The organism is Bradyrhizobium sp. CCBAU 65884, from assembly GCF_028128835.1.
Lineage (GTDB): Bacteria > Pseudomonadota > Alphaproteobacteria > Rhizobiales > Xanthobacteraceae > Bradyrhizobium > Bradyrhizobium ottawaense.
Genome location: NZ_LBJU01000130.1, coordinates 166,737 through 185,979 on the forward strand (window position 1 = coordinate 166,737; position 19,243 = coordinate 185,979).

General features: G+C 66.3%; 18 protein-coding genes. 15 read left to right on the forward strand and 3 right to left on the reverse strand.

Annotated features, from left to right (window positions below; translation table 11 throughout):
* Window positions 1–13: 13 nt before the first annotated feature.
* From rph to hemW, 3 genes are read left to right on the forward strand one after another with little or no spacing between them, the layout of a single operon-like run.
* Window positions 14–727 (forward strand): ribonuclease PH, encoded by a 714-nt coding sequence (gene rph / locus XI03_RS32585; protein ID WP_018323503.1) that lies wholly within the window; start codon window positions 14–16, stop codon window positions 725–727.
* Between the two features lie 11 nt (window positions 728–738).
* A complete protein-coding gene (rdgB, locus tag XI03_RS32590; protein WP_028139406.1) occupies window positions 739–1,374 on the forward strand; it encodes an RdgB/HAM1 family non-canonical purine NTP pyrophosphatase in 636 nt (211 codons plus the stop codon).
* Window positions 1,361–2,515, forward strand: coding sequence for a radical SAM family heme chaperone HemW (gene hemW, locus XI03_RS32595; protein WP_271594397.1), 1,155 nt, complete (start codon window positions 1,361–1,363; stop codon window positions 2,513–2,515). Before rdgB ends, hemW begins: the two co-directional genes overlap by 14 nt.
* A gap of 119 nt (window positions 2,516–2,634) precedes the next feature.
* Here hemW and XI03_RS32600 read toward each other — a convergent pair whose 3' ends face one another.
* A complete protein-coding gene (locus XI03_RS32600; RefSeq protein WP_271594398.1) occupies window positions 2,635–3,867 on the reverse strand; it encodes a penicillin-binding protein activator in 1,233 nt (410 codons plus the stop codon).
* 339 nt (window positions 3,868–4,206) lie between these two features.
* Between XI03_RS32600 and rsmI the strand changes: the two genes are divergently transcribed.
* From rsmI to XI03_RS32635, 7 genes are all read left to right on the forward strand, one after another.
* On the forward strand, window positions 4,207–5,157 hold the full coding sequence (gene rsmI / locus XI03_RS32605) for a 16S rRNA (cytidine(1402)-2'-O)-methyltransferase (RefSeq protein WP_038972286.1): 951 nt from the start codon (window positions 4,207–4,209) through the stop codon (window positions 5,155–5,157).
* Window positions 5,144–5,545, forward strand: a complete 402-nt coding sequence (locus XI03_RS32610; protein WP_028139402.1) for a YraN family protein — start codon at window positions 5,144–5,146, stop codon at window positions 5,543–5,545. Before rsmI ends, XI03_RS32610 begins: the two co-directional genes overlap by 14 nt.
* 10 nt (window positions 5,546–5,555) lie before the next feature.
* Window positions 5,556–6,500: a glutathione synthase gene (gene gshB, locus XI03_RS32615; RefSeq protein WP_038948653.1), complete on the forward strand. Its 945-nt coding sequence runs from the start codon at window positions 5,556–5,558 to the stop codon at window positions 6,498–6,500.
* Between the two features lie 465 nt (window positions 6,501–6,965).
* Entirely contained in the window at window positions 6,966–7,790 is an 825-nt protein-coding gene (gene cpaB, locus XI03_RS32620; protein ID WP_271594399.1) for a Flp pilus assembly protein CpaB, read from the forward strand.
* 13 nt (window positions 7,791–7,803) lie between these two features.
* Window positions 7,804–9,321, forward strand: coding sequence for a type II and III secretion system protein family protein (locus XI03_RS32625; protein ID WP_271594400.1), 1,518 nt, complete (start codon window positions 7,804–7,806; stop codon window positions 9,319–9,321).
* A gap of 54 nt (window positions 9,322–9,375) precedes the next feature.
* Window positions 9,376–10,110 carry a CpaD family pilus assembly protein gene (locus tag XI03_RS32630; protein ID WP_028139398.1) on the forward strand — a complete coding sequence of 245 codons (735 nt, stop codon included), beginning with the start codon at window positions 9,376–9,378 and terminating at the stop codon, window positions 10,108–10,110.
* Window positions 10,107–11,396 (forward strand): AAA family ATPase, encoded by a 1,290-nt coding sequence (locus XI03_RS32635; RefSeq protein ID WP_028139397.1) that lies wholly within the window; start codon window positions 10,107–10,109, stop codon window positions 11,394–11,396. Before XI03_RS32630 ends, XI03_RS32635 begins: the two co-directional genes overlap by 4 nt.
* Before the next feature lie 21 nt (window positions 11,397–11,417).
* Here the strand turns inward: XI03_RS32635 and XI03_RS32640 are convergent, their stop codons facing one another.
* Together XI03_RS32640 and XI03_RS32645 are read right to left on the reverse strand one after the other, a co-directional pair.
* A complete protein-coding gene (locus XI03_RS32640) occupies window positions 11,418–12,191 on the reverse strand; it encodes a tetratricopeptide repeat protein (protein ID WP_028139396.1) in 774 nt (257 codons plus the stop codon).
* A 79-nt stretch (window positions 12,192–12,270) separates the two neighbouring features.
* On the reverse strand, window positions 12,271–12,516 hold the full coding sequence (locus tag XI03_RS32645; RefSeq protein ID WP_011083489.1) for a PilZ domain-containing protein: 246 nt from the start codon (window positions 12,514–12,516) through the stop codon (window positions 12,271–12,273).
* 228 nt (window positions 12,517–12,744) lie between these two features.
* Between XI03_RS32645 and XI03_RS32650 the strand changes: the two genes are divergently transcribed.
* The 5 genes from XI03_RS32650 to XI03_RS32670 all read left to right on the forward strand — a co-directional run bounded on the left by XI03_RS32650 (window position 12,745) and on the right by XI03_RS32670 (window position 19,239).
* The gene (locus XI03_RS32650) at window positions 12,745–14,283 is read left to right on the forward strand and encodes a YifB family Mg chelatase-like AAA ATPase (protein ID WP_095424553.1); all 1,539 of its coding nucleotides are present in this window, start codon (window positions 12,745–12,747) and stop codon (window positions 14,281–14,283) included.
* Between the two features lie 96 nt (window positions 14,284–14,379).
* On the forward strand, window positions 14,380–14,853 hold the full coding sequence (locus XI03_RS32655) for a hypothetical protein (protein WP_028139394.1): 474 nt from the start codon (window positions 14,380–14,382) through the stop codon (window positions 14,851–14,853).
* Between the two features lie 126 nt (window positions 14,854–14,979).
* Window positions 14,980–17,217 (forward strand): PAS domain-containing hybrid sensor histidine kinase/response regulator, encoded by a 2,238-nt coding sequence (locus tag XI03_RS32660; RefSeq protein WP_271594468.1) that lies wholly within the window; start codon window positions 14,980–14,982, stop codon window positions 17,215–17,217.
* 104 nt (window positions 17,218–17,321) lie between these two features.
* Window positions 17,322–17,951 carry a histidine phosphatase family protein gene (locus XI03_RS32665; RefSeq protein WP_271594401.1) on the forward strand — a complete coding sequence of 210 codons (630 nt, stop codon included), beginning with the start codon at window positions 17,322–17,324 and terminating at the stop codon, window positions 17,949–17,951.
* Between the two features lie 229 nt (window positions 17,952–18,180).
* Window positions 18,181–19,239, forward strand: coding sequence for an AI-2E family transporter (locus XI03_RS32670; protein ID WP_271594402.1), 1,059 nt, complete (start codon window positions 18,181–18,183; stop codon window positions 19,237–19,239).
* Window positions 19,240–19,243: the final 4 nt, after the last annotated feature.

Consider the following 19,243-nt stretch of genomic DNA (forward strand, 5'->3'; position numbering starts at 1 on the left):
TGGAGGATTTCCCATGCGGCCAAGCCGCCGTGCGCCCGACGAATTGCGCCCCGTGACGCTGGAGCGCGGCGTGGTCAAATATGCGGAAGGCTCCTGCCTGGTGAAATTCGGCGACACCCATGTGCTGGTCACCGCCACGCTGGAAGATCGCCTGCCGCCGTGGCTGAAGGGCCAGGGCCGCGGCTGGGTCACCGCCGAATATGGCATGCTGCCGCGCGCGACCTCCGAACGCACCCGCCGCGAGGCCTCCGCCGGCAAGCAAAGTGGCCGCACCGTCGAGATCCAGCGCCTGATCGGCCGCTCGCTTCGCACCATCGTCGATCTCGAAGCGCTCGGTGAGCGCCAGATCACGGTCGATTGCGACGTGCTCCAGGCCGACGGCGGCACGCGCACGGCCTCGATCACCGGCGCCTGGGTCGCGCTCGCCGATTGCATCAACTGGATGAAGGCGCGCAACATGATCAAGGCCAATGTGATGCGCGACAACGTCGCTGCGATCTCCTGCGGCATCTACAACGGCACGCCCGTGCTCGATCTCGACTATGCCGAGGATTCGGAAGCCCAGACCGACGCCAATTTCGTCATGACCGGCGACGGCCGCATCATCGAGGTGCAGGGCACCGCGGAACGCGAGCCGTTCACGCAGGACGAGTTCCTGAAGCTGATCGCCCTGGCGCAAAAGGGCATCGCGCGTCTCGTGGACTTGCAGAAACTGGCTGTCGCGTAGTCAATAAGCCCATGCACCGCCGAATCACCGGAAAGCTGGTCATCGCCACCCATAATCCCGGCAAGCTCGCCGAGATGAAGGAGCTGCTCGCGCCGTACGGCATCGAGGCGGTGTCGGCCGGAGAGCTCGGCCTCGGCGAGCCCGACGAGACCGGCAACGATTTCCGCAGCAATGCCGCGATCAAGGCGATCGCGGCGGCGCGGGCGACCAAGCTTCCCGCGTTTGCCGACGATTCCGGCATCGTGGTCGACGCACTCGACGGCGCGCCGGGCATTTTCTCCGCGCGCTGGGCTGGACCTTCCAAGGATTTCGCCGCGGCGATGGCGCAGATCGAGCGCCTGTTGCAGGAGCGCGGCGCCACCACGCCGGACAAGCGCAAAGCGCATTTCGTCTCCGCGCTCTGCGTCGCCTGGCCCGACGATCATCTCGAAGAGGTCGAGGCGCGCGTCGACGGCACGCTGGTCTGGCCGCCGCGCGGCACCGCCGGCTTCGGCTACGACCCGATGTTCCTGCCGGACGGCCACAGCCGCACCTTCGGCGAGATGGACAGCATCGAGAAGCACGGCCTGCCGCCGCTCGGCCTTGGCCTGTCGCATCGCGCCCGCGCCTTCGTGAAACTGGCGGAGATCTGCCTTGAGCCGCGCTAAGGAAGCCTTCGGCGTCTACGTGCACTGGCCGTTCTGCCTGTCGAAATGCCCGTATTGCGACTTCAACAGCCATGTCCGCCACGCTGCGATCGACGAGGCGCGCTTCGCCTCCGCCTTCGCGCGCGAGATCGCAGCCACCGCCGAGCGCTCGCCCGGCCGTGAGGTCACCTCGATCTTTCTCGGCGGCGGCACACCGTCGTTGATGCAGCCCGCAACGGTCGGCGCGGTGCTCGATGCGATCGGCAAGCACTGGACCGTCGCCGGCGATGTCGAGGTGACGCTGGAGGCGAATCCGACCAGCGTCGAAGCCACGCGCTTTGCTGGCTATCGCACCGCCGGCGTCAACCGCGTCTCGCTCGGCGTGCAGGCGCTCGACGATGCCTCGCTGAAAGCGCTGGGCCGCCTGCACAGCGCGCGCGAGGCGCTCGATGCCGTCGCCATAGCGCGCCGCTCGTTCGATCGCTATTCGTTCGATCTGATCTACGCCCGTCCCGACCAGACGCCGGCGATGTGGGCCGATGAGCTGCGTCTCGCCATCGACAAAGCGGCCGAGCATCTGTCGCTCTATCAATTGACGATCGAGGAAGGCACGCCGTTCTTCGGCCTGCACCAGGCCGGCAAATTGAAGACGCCGGACGAAGCGGTGGCGCGCGCCCTTTACGACGTCACGCAGGAGACCTGCGACAAGCTCGGGCTGCCCGCCTACGAGATTTCCAATCACGCGCGGCGCGGCGCCGAGTGCCGGCACAATCTGGTCTATTGGCGCGGCGAGGAATATGCCGGCATCGGCCCCGGCGCGCATGGCCGGCTCGACATCGACGGCGTCAGGCACGCCACCGCCACCGAGAAGCGTCCCGAGGCTTGGCTGATGCGGGTCGAGACCAACGGCCATGGTGTCGTCACCGACGATCTGCTCAACAGCGAAGAGCGCGCCGACGAATTTTTGCTGATGGGATTGCGTCTCGCCGAAGGCATCGACCCCGAGCGCTACAAAGCCCTCTCCGGTCGCCCGCTCGACCCCAAGCGCATCGCACTACTGCGCGAGGAAGGCGCGATCACGGTGGATGCGACGGGCCGCTTGCGCGTGACGAGCAGCGGTTTTCCGGTGCTGGATGCAGTGGTCGCGGATCTCGCGGCATAACGCGCTGCCGTAGGGTGGGCAAAGCGAAGCGTGCCCACGAATTCCATGCGATTAGCTGAGAGATGGTGGGCACGGCGCGAAGCGCGCCTTTGCCCACCCTACGGCACTGTCGTCCCGAACTACGCCCCAAAACTCTTCGGCGAGCCCGCGACGGCAACGCCGCCACCCTGGGTCACCTTCATCACCGCAAGCCCGCGCTCGTTGGTGCCGTCCGCACGGAAACGAAACAGGCCGTCGATGCCGGCAAAGCCGGACGGATTGGTCAGTACGTCGGACGAGAAGCGCGTGGTGCCTTGCGTGCGCGCCAGCGCGGCGACGAGGGCGACCGCGTCATAGGCCAGCGTTGCCGTGCGAATCGGTTCGGCGCCGTATTTGGTGCGGTAGCGGCCGGAGAAGGCGCGGAAGCCGGCCGGGTCGGGCGCGGCATAGAGGCCGCCTTGCAAGCTCGCATTCGCATAAACCCGCGGATTGTCCCACAGGCCGGTGCCGAGCAACTGGATGTTGCGTAAGTTCGCGCCCGCCGCGGTCATCGCATCTGCGACCGTCACCACGGCATCGCCGTCATCGGCAATGAACAACGCATCCGCGCTGCCGAGTTGCTGCGCCACGGTGCGCGCCGGCGTGGCGCGATCGGCGCCGTATTTTTCGAACGCGACGATGCGCCCGCCGCGGCGTGGCACGGCCGCTTTCACCGCGGCCTCGACGACATTGCCATAGGCATTGTCGGGCACCAGCACGGCGACGGAGCGCTTTCCGATGCTGGCGGAATATTCGACGATGCGGTTGACGTCGGACTCCGGCAGGAAGGAGAGCAAATAGACGCCGCGGCCCGCGATGCTGGAATCGGTCGAGAACGCCATCACGGAAATGCCGCGCGTGCGCGCGACTTGCGCCACCGCCGGCACCGATTGCGCGAACAGCGGTCCCAAAATGATCTCGGCGCCTTCGTCGACGGCCTGCTGCGCGGCGCCCTGCGCGCCTTGCGGGCTGCCATTGTCATCCTTGATCAGCAGCTGGATGTTCGGGTTCTGGAACTCGGCCAGCGCCATCTCGGCGGCGTTGCGCATGGATTGCGCGGCCAAGCCGGCATTGCCGGCGGCCGAGAGCGGCAGAATCACGGCGACCTTCACGCCGCCGGTGCCGGCGGTCGTCGCCTGTTGCGGGGGACCTGCGGGCTGAGCCGGCGGCGTCGAGTTCGAGAAGGGGTTGGAAAACTGGCTCAGGCTCTGCTGCACGCCGGCGCAGGCCGACAGCAGGGGCGTGCCGAGCAACAGGCCGAGCGCGCTCCGGCGGGTCGCCCCTGACATCAGGGACCCGGGAACGGGAGATTTTGGAAAACGCGGGCCCACCATTTCAGCTTCTCTTCTGACCCGTCGGCGCCGGCGGGTCACGACATTCTTTCCACGACACAAGCCGCGGATTCAGGCATATTGTCGGCAAATAGTTAACCGAAACAAAAGGATAATAGCCGCTTAACGCGGCCGCCTTGCTGTCCCGGCAGCTGTTTGCCCTCGCTCATTCAGCATCAAGGCGGCGTTTCGGTCGCGAATATGGCGCGAGAGCCCTCACGCCCTCTCGGCGTGATCCTGGATCGATCACATTCCCGTCCGTTCCTCGCCCCTCACCTCGGCGCGATCTTTTTCGGCGAACCGGTTCCCAGCCCTGCGGATCATGCCTAAGTTGACTTCATTATGCGCGCAAAGCCGGTCCCGATAAATACGCCTGAAGCTCAAGACGCCGCCTCGCGCGGTTTCTGCATCGATGCCCATCGGCTTGCGGCGCCGAAGGCGGCACCGGGCCTCCATCTGGTCGCAACCCCCATCGGCAATCTCGGCGACATCACGCTGCGGGCGCTCCAGACCCTCGCCGGCGTCGATGTCATCGCCTGCGAGGACACCCGCATCACACGACGCCTGACCGAGCGCTACGCCATCGCCGCGCAGCTCAAGCAATATCACGAGCACAATGCGGAAGCCGCGCGCCCGAAAATCCTGGAGGCGCTGGGGCAGGGCGGCTCGATTGCGCTGGTCTCCGATGCCGGCACGCCGCTGATCTCCGATCCCGGCTTCAAGCTGGTGCGCGAGGTCTGCGCCGCCGGCCATGCGGTGTATGCCTTGCCCGGCCCGTCCTCGGTGCTGGCGGCGCTGTCGGTGGCGGCACTGCCGACCGACCGCTTCTTCTTCGAAGGCTTTTTGCCGGCGAAATCCGCCGCGCGAAAGGCGCGCTTGACCGAACTCGCGCGCATCGATGCGACGCTGGTGATGTTCGAATCCGGCAACCGCGTGCAGGACACGCTGGCCGAGCTCGCCGAGATCATGGGGGCGCGCGAGGCCGCGATCTGCCGCGAGCTGACCAAGCTGCACGAGGAGATCTCGCGCGCACCGTTGAGCCAGCTGGCGCGCGAGGCCGATACGCTGGAGACGCGCGGCGAATTCGTGCTGGTGATCGCTCCGCCAGCGGCCGACGCCGAAATGCTGACATCGGATGCGCTGGACGGTCTGTTGCGCGAACAGCTTGCCGCGCACAGCGTCAAGGATGCCGTGGCGCATGCGGTCGCGCTCTCCGGCCGCCCGCGCCGCGAGGTCTATGCCCGCGCGCTCGAGCTTGCAAAAGACTTAAGGGGCGGCGATGGCGAAGACTGAGGTCCCGGTGGAACCGAAGGTCGCCTCGCCCGAGCGCGTCGCCGCGTTTCACACCGGCATCTCCGCGGAGAGCCGCGCTGCGGCCTATCTGATGGCCAAGGGCTACCGCATCCTGGCCAAACGCTACCGCACGCCGCATGGCGAGATCGACATCGTGGCGCGCCGCCGCAATCTGATCGCCTTCGTCGAGGTCAAGGCACGGGCCACGCTGGATGACGCCGCCTTCGCGGTGACGCCGCGCCAGCAGCAGCGCATCATCGATGCCGCGCAAGGCTGGCTCGTCGCGCATCCCGAGCATGCCGAATTCGAATTGCGATTCGACGCCATGCTGATTGCGCCGCGCTCACTTCCGCGCCATGTGTTGGCGGCATTCGACGCCTCGACCTGAAAGGCAGACCATGAAACTGAACGTCGCCGTCCAGATGGACCCCATCGCCCGCATCAACATCAAGGGCGATTCCACCTTTGCGCTGCTTCTGGAGGCGCAGAAGCGCGGCCACGGCCTGTCCTATTATACGCCCGACAAGCTCTCGATGGTCGGCGAGGAGATCGTGGCTCCGGTTCAGCTCCTGACCGTGCGCGACGAGCCGGGCGATCACTTCACGCTCGGCGAGCCCAGGCGCGAGGCGCTGAACGGCTTTGACGTGGTGCTGCTGCGCCAGGACCCGCCGTTCGACCTCGCCTACATCACCTCGACACATCTTCTGGAGCGCATCCATCCGAAGACGCTGGTGGTCAACGATCCCGCCTCGGTGCGCAACGCGCCGGAAAAGCTGTTCGTGATGAATTTTCCGCAGCTGATGCCGCCGACCCTGATCTCGCGCGACCTCGACGAGATCAACGCGTTCCGCGACAAGCATGGTGCGGTCGTCATGAAGCCGCTGCATGGCCATGGCGGCGCGGCGGTGTTCCGCGTGATGCCGCAGGACATGAATTTCGGCTCGCTCTTCGACATGTTCTCGGTGACGTTCCGGGAGCCCTGGGTGATCCAGCAATTCATCCCCGAGGTGAGGCACGGCGACAAGCGCATCATTCTGGTCAACGGCGAGTTCGCCGGCGCCGTCAACCGCGTGCCGGCCGCCGACGACCTCCGCTCCAACATGGTGCGCGGCGGCGCGGCGCAGGAGACCGAGCTCACCCCGCGCGAGCGCGAGATCTGCGCCACGGTCGGACCGGCGCTGCGCGAGCGCGGCCTGTTGTTCGTCGGCATCGACGTCATCAACGGCAACCTCACCGAGATCAACGTCACCTCGCCGACGGGCATCCGCGCCATCGCGCGCCTCGGCGGCCCCGATGTTGCGGCGAAGGTCTGGGACGTGATCGAACAGAAGCGGGCGAAGTAGCACTCTGCAATGATGACGTTGCGGAGCGCGCGAACTCTCCTCAGCGTCGTCCCGGCGAACGCCGGGACCCATACCGCGGAATCTATCCGGGGAGCTTGGTCGCGGTACCGGGCGCTCAATCTTCGTCAAACTGCTCCCTGGGGTTATGGGTCCCGGCGTTCGCCGGGACGACACCGATGTTGTGGAGCGCGCTGCGATCTCATTGGCATGATCGCACCCACACACCACTAACCACCCATTCACCATGACGCCGCGCATGTCATTCGAACGGACGTTCCGTACTGCGTGAATCTACGGGGCCGCTGGCCGACCGGATAACGCCGCGTTCACCATCTGCCGAAAACCAGCATCAAGGCCGGCCATCGCATTCGGCCTCGCAACACCCCTTATACTTTTACTCCCTACTCATCGACACGGGGAACCCGCCAGGTGCGGTTCGAGTGCCCCGCGTAAGAGTAGAAGCGTATGAATACCGCACGCATTGTCGTTCTCGTCATCGCGCTGGGCGCCGGTGGTGTCGCTGCGTATCTGGCGAGCGGCTTCGACAACAAGCCCGCGCCCGTCCTGCCCGTCGCCGAGAAGCTGCCGACCGTCGAGGTCCTCGTCGCCAAGTCCGACATCGGGCTCGGCCAGGCCGTGAAGCCCGAGGACCTGCAATGGCAGGCCTGGCCGGCAGCGACCGCGAGCAGCGCCTTCATCCGCCGCGACAGCAGGCCCGAGGCGCAGACCCAGATCGCCGGCTCGATCGCCCGCGTCCCCCTGATGCAGGGCGAGCCGATCCGCGAGCAGAAGCTGGTCAAGGCCGACGGCTCCGGCTTCATGGCCGCGATCCTGCCCGCCGGGATGCGCGCCGTTTCCACCGAGATTTCAGCCGAGACCGCCGCTGGCGGCTTCATCCTTCCGAATGACCGCGTCGACATCGTCTTGACCCGCCGTCTGAAGAACCCCGACGGCGCCAACAACAATAACGGTCCGACCGGCGGCAACGACCTCGTCCTGTCCGAGGTCATCCTGACCAACATCCGCGTGCTCGCGATCGACCAGGCGCCGAAGGAGAAGGACGGCCAGAACGCCGTCGTCGGCAAGACCGTCACGCTCGAGCTTCGGCCCGACCAGGTCGCAGTGCTCGCAGCCGCGCGCCAGGGCGGCACGCTCCAGCTCGCGCTGCGGAGCATCGTCGATGCCAACGCAGTCGACGGCACGCCCGAGGACCAGGGGATCAAGCGTGCGGGCGGCGTGAACGTGATCCGTTACGGGGTGCAGGCACGGCAATTGACGTCACAGAAGTGATGATGGGGATAGCATGAACTACGGGGATGATCGGATGGGCCTGCGCCTTCGGGGGAAGCGCACGCGCTCGTTCTGGACGGGGACGATGCTGATGCTGGGGCTGCTCGCAGCCCCCGACCTCGTCAGCGCGACGGATGCGCCGGTCGGCGACCAGGCGCCGATGCAGGCACCGGATCTCGGCGTGTCGTCGGTCGGGACCATCGCGTCGGCGAAGACGCGTTTTCTCTCGCTTGGCGTCGGCAAATCCGTCGTCATCGACCTGCCGCGCGAGGTCAAGGACGTGCTGGTGGCCGATCCCAAGATCGCCAATGCAGTGATCCGCTCGGCCCAGCGCGCCTATATCATCGGCGGCCAGGTCGGCCAGACCAACGTCGTGTTCTTCACTGCCGACGGCCAGCAGGTCGCCTCCTATGACATCGCAGTGAAGCGCGACCTCAACGGCATGCGCGCGGCCCTGCGCCAGTCGCTGCCGGGCGTCCAGATCGAAGGCGTCGGCGACAGCGTGATGCTGACCGGATCGGTGTCGAGCCCGGTCGAGGCCCAGCAGGCCGGCGAGGTCGCCGCAAAACTGGTCGGCGGCTCGGACAAGGTCGTCAACAGCATCGTCGTGCGCGGCCGCGACCAGGTGATGCTCAAGGTCGTCGTCGGCGAAGTGCGCCGCGACATCGTCAAGCAGCTCGGCGTCGATCTCAGCGCCAGCCTGAACGCCGGCACCGCGGTGGTGAATTTCAACAATTCCAACCCGTTCTCGGTCTCGGGCGGACCGATCGTCGGCAGCAACGGGCTCGGCGTCGCCGGCCTCGCCAAGGGCGTCGCCACCGTCAGCGCCACCATGCGCGCGATGGAAAGCGCCGGCGTCATGCGCACGCTCGCCGAACCGAGCCTGACCGCGATCTCGGGCGAATCCGCCACCTTCATCGCCGGCGGCGAATTCCCGATCCCGGCAGGCTATTCCTGCGATCCGGTCACCCACGTCTGTACCACCCAGGTCACCTACAAGAAGTTCGGCATCTCCCTGAACTTCACTCCCGTCGTGCTCAGCGAAGGTCGCATCAGCCTGCGCGTGATGACCGAGGTCTCGGAGCTGTCGAATACGAACTCGATCACGTTGACGCAGGCGGTGTCCTCGACCTCGAGCAACTCGATCACCATCCCCTCGATCCAGACTCGCCGCGCCGAGACGACGCTGGAAATTCCCTCGGGCGGCTCGATGGCGATGGCCGGCCTGATCCAGCAGCAGACCAAGCAGGCGATCAACGGCCTGCCCGGCGTCGACCAGGTGCCGATCATCGGCGCGCTGTTCCGCAGCCAGGACTTCGTCAACAACGAGACCGAGCTGATGGTGATCGTGACGCCCTATGTGGTGCGCGCGGTCGCCCAGAAGGAATTGGCGCGGCCCGACGACGGCTTCGCGCCGGCCTCGGACGCGCAGACCGCACTGCTCGGCCGCATGAACCGCCTCTATGGCATCGCGCGTCGCGTCGATCCGATTGCCGGCGCGCCCGGCGATTTCGGCTTCATCATCGACTGAGACGAACGGACGGCTGGGGAACGGGGCGGGAATCGGGCAAGAGGGGACGAAGCGATGACGAAGACGACAGCCGATCGACGTCGCAATCTAGGCGTTGCGCTGGCACTGACGGGGCTCTCCGTCATGCTGGGCGCCTGCAACACCACCGGTGAGATCGTCACCCAGACGGTACCGACCGACTATCGCCAGCGCCACCCGATCGCGGTGCAGGAAGGCAAGAAGTCGATCGTGATCTTCGTCGGCAAGGCGAGGGGCGGCCTGTCGGCCGCGCAGCATTCGGACGTCGCGGGCATCGCCCGGGACTGGGTGCGCGAAGGCACCGGCTCCGTCGTCGTCGACGTTCCCGTCGACGCTGCGAATTCGCGCGCGGCGGCTGCGACCTATCGGGAAATCCGTTCCGTGCTCGCATCCGGCGGCGTGCCGTCGCGTGCCATCGTCCAGCATCCCTATCGCCCTGAAGATCCCGGGCTGCTGCCCACCATCCGCCTGAGCTATTCGAAGATCGCCGCGGTCGCCGGCCCCTGCGGGCTGTGGCCGGAAGACCTCGGCCCCAACATCCTCGATCCCGGCTACAACGAGAACCGGCCCTACTTCAATCTGGGCTGCGCCAGCCAGCGCAATCTCGCCGCGATGATCGACAATCCGGCCGACCTCGAGCAGCCGCGATCCGAGACGCCGGCCTATACCGCGCGGCGCGACATCGCCTTTGATCGCTACCGCAAGGGCACTGCGATCTCGACTCCCAATTCCGAGGCCGACAGGGCCAAGCTCAGCGACACAGGCAAATGACGGGCATCCACGACGAAGAAGCGGACGATCCGCAGCACCCCGAGGAACACATTGCGCCGGTTCCCCGCATTTCGGTGCAGGCCTTTTGCGAGACCGAGAAGACGCTGGCCGCGGTAACCGCGGCCGGGCAGGACCGCCGGCTCGCCAAGGCGCACCTCACCGCCAAGGACGGTGGCCTTGCCGCGGCGATCGAAGTCTATGAATCGATGCCGACGCCGAACGTGATCGTGATCGAATCCGACGGCACGCGCGACATCCTCGAGGGACTGGACGACCTCGCCGGCGTCTGCGACCCCGGCACACGCGTGGTCGTGATCGGCAATCCCAACGACACCGCGCCCTATCGCGAGCTGGTGCGCCGCGGCGTCAACGATTATGTGGTGGGACCGGTCGAAACCCTCGACGTGGTCCGCTCCATCTGCAGCCTGTTCTCGGCCTCCGAGGCCATCATCACCGGCCGCGTCATCGCGGTGGTGGGCGCCAAGGGCGGCGTCGGCGCCTCCACCGTCGCGCACAATTTGGCCTGGACCATCGCCCGTGACCTCGCGCTCGATTCCGTCGTGATCGACCTCGACCTCGCCTTCGGCACCGCGGGCCTCGACTACAACCAGGACCCGGTGCAGGGTATCGCCAACGCGGTGCTGTCGCAGGACCGGCCGGACACGGCGTTGATGGAGCGCCTGCTCTCCAAATGCACCGAGCGCCTCAGCCTGCTCGCGGCGCCTGCCACCCTCGACCGCGTCTATGATTTCGGCGCCGAAGCTTTCGACGCCGTGTTCGACACGCTGCGCATGACCACGCCCTGCATCGTGCTCGACGTTCCCCACCAATGGTCCGGCTGGACGCGGCGCGCGCTGGTGAACGCCGACGACATCGTCATCGTGGCCGAGCCCGATCTCGCCAATTTGCGCAACACCAAGAACATGCTGAGCGTGCTGAAGGCGGCGCGGCCAAACGACCGGCCGCCGCTGTATTGCATCAACCAGGTCGGCATGCACAAGCGCGCGGAGATCGAGGTCAAGGCGTTCGCCAAGACCATGGAAAGCCAGCCGATCGCGGTGATCCCGTTCGATTCAAAGCTGTTCTCCACCGCCGCCAATAACGGCCAGATGATCGCGGAGGTCTCCAAGAACCACCGCACCACCGAGCTGTTCCAGAACATGGCGAACCGCCTCGCCGGCCGCGGCGAGGTGAAGAAGCCGAAGCGCTCGCTGCTCGGACCGCTGCTGAAGAAGTTGAAGGGCAAGTCAAGCCGCAACTCGGCGCCGCATCGCAAGGCGTCGTAAGCGTACACCAAAAGGGGCGGACTACTTATCCGCCCGCTGCTGCTTCTTCGCCAGCAGCTGCCGCAGCGCCGCGACCTTGGCCGCGGCCTGGTCCGGCGGCAAATCTGCCTTCACGAGGATTTCGGCCTCGGCCTCGCGGCCCTGCAATCCCAGCACGAGCGCGAGATTGGCGCGGACCCGCGCATCGTTCTGATTGCGCTGATAAGCGCGGCCGAGCACCTGTTCGGCCTTCGGCAGATTGTTTTGCAGCATATAGGACAGGCCGAGATTGGACAGCACGGTCGGCTCGTCCGGCACGATCTTCAACGCCGCGGCATAATATTGCTGCGCCTCCTCGTTGCGGCCGAGCTGATCGAGCGCCGCACCTTGCGCCGACAGGATGCGCCAGTCCGGATCCTCCGGCGCATGCGCGCGGCTGAGGACGTCGAAGGCCTGCTGGAAATTGCCGCTGTCGGCGAGCGCGCGGCCATAGCCGGCGAGCAGCGCCTTGTTGCTGGGATGGGCGAGCACCGCCTGCTCCATGACCGCAACCGCCTGCGCGCGCTGGCCGGTCTCGCGCAGCGCCTTGCCGTAGGCGAGCGCAACGTTGGGATCACTGGGCTTGGCGCGATAGCGCTCGCGCAAGGCGTCCATCTCTGGCTTGGCGTCGGCTTTGACCGCCGTTTCCGATCTGACACCGAGCGCACCGGTCACATCCTCGATGCCGGCGGTCTGGCAGCCACCGAGGACAAGCACCAGGAGTGCGGGAAGCAGCAATCTCGCCGGGGGAGAGGCGAGGGACGAACGCTTGGACATACTCTGATCACTCGGCAACTGATCAGAGATGCTTACCGATTAACGCTAAAGTCCCGTTAAGGACGCGGCCTGGGAGATCTTAGTCGGTGAACTCGGCACCGAATTCGCAGCCGATGCGCCAGCGCAGGCGGCATTGGCGGGAATAATCAGGTGCGAAAATGATGGTGAATTGCGGCGGCACTTCCAGGAATTCCGCCACCACCTTCACGCCGCCATCCGAAATATCGGTGATCGTGCAGTCCCGCGGCAGCGAGCCCGCGCCAAAATGGATCTTGGCGAGCCGGCTGCACACCCGACGTTCGCTTCTCCGGCGATTTGCAAGCATTTGAATTGTTCACCCGTTAGACCACGGCCCATCCCGCAGCCTCAGGAATAGCGGACATTCGTTGGAATGTGCTGAGGACAGAAGCCGGCATTCGAGGCTTAGTGTCGGCGTGGCGTTTACGATTGGTTAGGGCTTGCTCGCCCTCCGGGATCGTTCCCGTATTGTTCTTGCGGAGAAGGTCCGTCTCTGCTACCCCTAATTGTGCGAGAGGGGCAGGCTGGTTTGAGCATGGTTCAGCGGGTTTCCACCGTCGCCTTTGAGGGGATCGAGGCCCGCGCGGTCGACGTGCAGGTGCAGGTCGCGCCGGGCCTGCCGGCGTTCGCGATCGTCGGCCTGCCGGACAAGGCGGTGTCGGAGGCGCGCGAGCGGGTGCGCTCGGCGCTAATCGCCTCAGGGTTGGCGCTGCCGGCGCGGCGAATCATCGTCAACCTGGCGCCGGCCGACCTCCCGAAGGAAGGCAGCCATTACGACCTGCCGATCGCACTCGGCTTGATGGCGGCGATCGGCGCGATCCCGCCGGATGCGCTGACCGGCTTCACCGTGCTCGGCGAGCTCGGCCTCGACGGCTCGATCGCGCCCGTGGCCGGCGTTCTTCCCGCCGCGTTCGGCGCCAATATGCGCGAGGAAGGGCTGATCTGCCCGGCCTCGTGCGGCTCCGAAGCGGCATGGGCGAGCCCGGACATCCAGATCATCGCGGCAAGCTCGCTGATCCAGATCGCCAATCACTTCAAGGGCACCCAGGTGCTGTCGCGGCCGTCACCGAAGGTGCATGAGCCCGCCGCCTCCACGCTCGACCTGCGCGACATCAAGGGCCAGGAAAGCGCCAAGCGCGCGCTGGAGATCGCCGCCGCCGGCGGGCATCACTTGCTCATGATCGGGGCGCCCGGGGCCGGCAAATCGATGCTGGCGGCGCGCCTGCCCTCGATCCTGCCGCCGCTGTCACCGAGCGAACTGCTCGAGGTCTCGATGATCGCCTCCGTTGCCGGCGAAATCGAGGGCGGCGCGCTGACGGCCAAGCGGCCGTTCCGCTCGCCGCATCATTCCGCGAGCATGGCCGCGCTCACCGGCGGCGGCATGCGCGCAAAGCCCGGCGAGATCTCGCTGGCACATCAGGGCGTGCTGTTCCTCGACGAATTGCCGGAGTTCGATCCGCGCGTGCTGGATTCGCTCCGGCAGCCGCTGGAGAACGGCGAGGTCGCGGTGTCGCGCGCCAATCATCGCGTCACTTACCCTGCCCGCTTCATGCTGGTCGCGGCGATGAATCCGTGCCGCTGCGGCAACGCGTTCGAGCCGGGCTATGCCTGCAAGCGCGGCCGCGTCGACCGGTGCACCGGCGACTACCAGGCGCGCATCTCCGGCCCGCTGATGGACCGTATCGACCTGCGCATCGAAGTTCCTGCCGTGACCGCAGCCGACTTGATCCTGCCGCCCCCGGCGGAAGGCTCCGCCGAAGTCGCCGCCCGCGTGGCGGCGGCGCGCGACATCCAGCTCGCGCGTTATGCCGATGCCGGCCTGCCCCGTGTCCGCACCAATGCCGAGGCTCCTGCCTCTGTGCTGGAGGAGATCGCAAAGCCGGACGCGCAGGGCCAGAAGCTGCTGCGCGACGCTGCCGAGACCATGCGGCTGTCGGCGCGCGGCTATCACCGCGTGCTGCGGGTGGCGCGCACGCTGGCGGACCTCGATCGAGCCGACAAGATCGGCCGGCTGCATCTCGCCGAAGCGCTGTCCTACCGCGCACTCGCGGAGGATGTGCGCCAGATGGCTTGATCATTCCGCGCATCAACCCGGCGGTAACGAGTTTCCTTTACGCTCTGCAAACCATAAAGCCCAATGAGTTCCCCGGGCCTCGGCGAGTAGAGTGTCATGTTGCGTTTCAAGATCCTGGCCTCGGTTGTTCCCTTGTTGGCGGCTGCGGTGTTCGCCCGCGCGGAGATCGGATCGGTCTCGCATCCCTGCATCGCCCTCGGCGAAACCTCGGTCGAGCTCACCTCCCTGTTCTGGACCGCCGGCGTCCATGTCGCCTTCACCGAGGATCCCGCCCGGGCCACGGTGCGGGTTCAGATCACCGACGATGCCGATACAGCGGACTTCGCCGTGGTCGACGACGGTCTCGGTTCCGAGCCGGATTCCTGTCAGGCCAATCCCTCGACGCGCCTCGTCTCGATTGCCGCTCAGCCCGTCGATGGCGGCCAGGTGATCTATCTCTCCACCGAAGGGCCGGCGGATTACCGCATCTATGTGCGCTCGAAGTCGTTCTCGCAGCGCGAGGCCGCGGCGCTGATCGTCGGCGCCCATGGCGGCCATCGCCCGCTCCCGCTCCAAGCCGCCTCGCTCTGAGCCGTTAACACCTGGTCAACCCTGTTTGGAGGCAGCGCCAAAGCCTCAAGCTGTTCGCAAGGTCGGCGCGACATCGTCGCAGACGGCGGGTGGCGGGATTTCGAAGAAGAGTCGGGGTCGGTGGCGATGGGTCGGACGTTCCGGATCAAGGTGCGCATGCGCCGCTTCAGGCGACAGCATCCCCGCATCGCTTTCGCGATCCGCTCTTTCATGATCTTCTCGGCGACCTTCGGCGGCGCCTATGGCTTCGTGTCCGGCAGCCGGTCCGAGAACTCCGGCTACGATCCCCACACCTTTGCGATCGGCGCGAGCTTCCTGTTCGCGCTCGCCTGCCTCGGCCTTGCGACGCTGAGCATGCGCCTGCGTTTCGTGGGCAAGCGGCTGCGTACGCTCGCCGCCCACAACGAGGCGCTGATCGATCGCAATTGGGAGCTGAAGGAGGCGGAAGAACGCGCCCGCAGCCTGTTCGAGCAGCAGGGCGACCTCATCGTGCTGCGCGCTACCGATGGCCGCATCACCTTTGCCAACGAAGCCTATTGCGCGCTCGCAGGACAGGCGCGCAGCGCGCTGGTCGGCACGCGCTTCGATTTCGACGTGCTGGAGCAGGGTGACAGCGCCCGCGAGAGCAGCGGCACACGCATCCACGACCAGAAGATCGCAACCCCGCTCGGCGCGCGCTGGATCGCCTGGCGCGAGGGCTATGTCCGCCTCGATGCCGGACAGCCCGCCGAATTGCAGAGCGTGGGGCGCGACGTCACCGACCGCACCGAGACCGAACGCGCTCTGTCCGACGCGCGCGACCAGGCCGACGCCGCCAACCGCGCCAAATCGCGCTTCCTCGCGATGGCCTCGCACGAGATCCGCACGCCACTCAACGGCATCATCGGCATGGGCGGCCTCCTGCTCGACACCAATCTGACCCCGGAGCAGGCGACCTATGCCAAGGCGGTGAAAACCTCGGGCGAAGCCTTGATGGCGCTGATCGAGGAACTGCTCGACTATTCCAAGATCGAGGCCGGCAAGCTTGATCTGGAGCAGCGTCCCTTCGCGCTCTCGACCCTGGTCGAGGAGATCACCGAGCTGCTCGCGCCCCGCGCGCAGGCCAAGGCGCTCGAGATCGCCGCCTATGTCGACGAGCGCCTGCCGCTGGAGGTGGTCGGTGATGCCGCGCGGCTGCGCCAGGTGCTGTTCAACCTCGCCGGCAACGCCATCAAGTTCACCGCGAGCGGTGGCGTCGCGCTGATCGTCGAGCCCGGCATCTGGCCGAACGAGGTCAGCTTCCTGGTCCGCGACACCGGCATCGGCATTGCGCCGGAGGCGCAGCAGCGCATCTTCCGCGAATTCGAGCAGGCCGACGAGCGCGTCGCCCGCACCTATGGCGGCACCGGGCTCGGCCTTTCCATCAGCGAGCGCATCGTCAAGCGCATGGGCGGCCGGATCACGCTCGCGAGCGAGCCGGGCAAAGGCTCGACCTTCGAGATCGCGGTGCCGCTTCCGCCGTCGCAAGCCAGCGCGGGACAGACGGCCTTTCCAAGTCCCGACCTCACCGGCAAGTCGATGCTCCTCGTCGCCGACGGCATCGAGGCCTCGCTGATCGCGCGGCGCCTCGAGCGCTGGGGTGGCCAGACCTGCATGATTACGGATGCCGCGGTCGCCGAAGCGCTGCTGCCGGAACGCTCATGGCACGCGGTGCTGATCGATCGTGCGATCGGCCCTGCCGCGGCCGACCAGCTGGGCGAAATGGCCCGCGCGCATGCGTTGCAGCGCCTCGTGCTGCTGACTTCTGGCTCGCGCCACGAAAAGCTGTCCCCGGCCTTCACCGGTTTTCTGGTGAAGCCACTGCGGGCGGCCTCGCTCGCCGCGCGCCTTGCGATGACGCCGGAGGTGGCCTCGCCCGATCTGGCGCCGGAACCACCGGCGGAAGCTGCCGGCGCGACGCCGGCCAAAGGAGCGACCAAGGGCCTGTCGATCCTCGTCGCCGAGGACAACGAGATCAACGCGCTGTTGATGCGCTCGCTGCTGACGAAGCTCGGCCATCGCGTCGTCATCGCCGTCCACGGCGAGGCCGCGCTGGAGTCCTGGCTCGCCGCTTCATCGGCCGGCACGCCCTATGATCTCGTGCTGATGGACATCCAGATGCCGCAGCTCGACGGCATCGAGGCGACGAAGCGAATCCGAACGCATGAGGCGGCGACCGGCGGCCACCACACGCCGATCCTTGCGCTCACCGCCAATACGCTGGTGGAGGATCGCTATGCCTGCTTCGAGGCGGGCATGAACGGATTCCTGATCAAGCCGCTCGATCGCGACAAGCTGGACGAAGCGCTGGCGGGACTGGCGGCGTCACGGCGGCTGGCCGTCTGATCCGAAAATCTCGCGGGAACTCATCCCGGCAGGCAATCGATAATTGAAATCGACCGCGTTGCGCGTCACCATCCTCCGGGGGCATTTGCAGGAGGGTTTCGCGCATGAACGTGCTTTTCCGCCTCGTATTCATTGTCTTTCTCGCTGGATTTTCCCGACACGCCGCGGCCGATACGCCGGAGCTCATCGCCTCGCTCAAGCAAGGCGGCTACGTGCTGATCTTTCGGCACACCGCCACCGATGACAGCCAAAAGGACGTCTACCCCTTCAAGTTCGACGACATGAGCGCCCAGCGTCAGCTCAGCGAAAAGGGCAGGGACATGGCGCTCCAGATCGGGGCAGCGGTCAAGGACCTCGCGATCCCGATCGGCGATGTCTACACCAGCCGGCTCAACCGTGCGATCGAGGCCGGCAAGCTGATCTCCGGCCGCGAGGTCAAGCCGGTCGACGCGTTGACGGACAGCAGCAACGCCAGCGCATCGGGAATGGCAAACACCACCGGCGCCAATGCAAAGGCCGGGCAGGCCGTGCGCCAGCTCGTCGACGCGCCGCCGAAGGCAGGCAGCAACAATTTCCTGGTCACCCACAAGACGAACATCGCCGATGCCTTCGGCAAGGAGGCCGGCGACGTCGGGGAAGGCGAGGCCTTCGTTTACAAGGCCGGCAGCTCGGGCCCCGCCACCTTTGCCGGACGCCTCAAGCCTGCAGATTGGAGCGCCAAAGCCGGCAAGTGAAGCGCCCACATTCGACCCTGATCGCTGGCGTGATGGAGGGGCCGGATTTCCCCGGCCTCTCGACGAGCCGGCTCACGTGGAGGGTATCCGGCCAACGTCTGCGCAAACCGAGATTTGCCGAGACATTGCCGAAACGCCGCAGACAGATTGACCTTGTGCGACTTGCCCCCGCACGATCGACTTGTGATACCCACGTCTTGCGAGTTCCGACTGAAAGGCTGGCGAACACGTGAGAACATCGGAAGACCGCTCATTTCTCGTATTGCTTGCCGTGGTCACGCTAGCCTTTGGCTGGGTGCTCTGGCCTTTCTCCGGAGCATTGCTGTGGGCCACGCTGCTGGCCATCATCTTCGCCCCGCTCTATCGACGCTTCCTGGAAACCCTCCCGGGAAGGCGCAACCTTGTCGCATTCTCCACCGTCGTCATCGTGGTGGTGATCGTCTTGATCCCTGTCGCGATCGTCATCGCTTCGCTCATCGACCAGGGAGGGGAGCTGTATCAGCGCGTTCAGTCGGGGGAGATCAGTTTTGCTCATCCGCTTCAGCAGCTGAAATCCGCGCTGCCCGACTGGGCTGCTCCCATGGCGGATCGGCTCGCCAGCATCGATTTTTCGGCCCTGAAGGAACGCCTGTCCGGTCTGCTCGTCCCGGCCGGCCAGCAGCTGGCCGGGCACGCGATCAACATCGGTCAGTTGACCCTCGAATTCGTCGCAAGCTTGCTCGTGATGTTGTACCTGCTGTTTTTTCTGCTGCGCGACGGTGACGAGCTGAACGCACGCATCCGCGACGCCCTGCCGCTGCGTGCGAGCCACAGCGCCGAGATTCTGCATGCGTTCACCCTGGCGGTTCGCGGGACCATCAAGGGAATCATCCTCGTTGCCCTGATTCAGGGCGCGCTTGGCGGGGTGATCTTCTGGCTGCTCGGACTGACGGCGCCGCTACTGGCGGGCGCGCTGATGGCGCTGCTCTCGCTTCTGCCCGTGCTCGGCTCCGCGCTGGTATGGCTTCCGGCCGGGCTCTATCTGCTCGTGGCAGGCTCGGTCACGAAGGGAATCATCCTGCTCGCTTTCGGCACCTTCGTGATCGGCCTCGCGGACAACTTTCTCCGCCCCATCCTGGTAGGACAGTCGATCCGGATGCCGAGCTACATTGTGTTGCTCGCCACCCTGGGCGGACTTGCGGCTTTCGGAGCAAACGGCTTCGTCATCGGCCCACTCGTCGCGGCTATGTTCCTGACGGCCTGGCAGGTCTTCGTCCGCTCGAAAGAGCAACAGGAGGTCCGGAAATGACCTG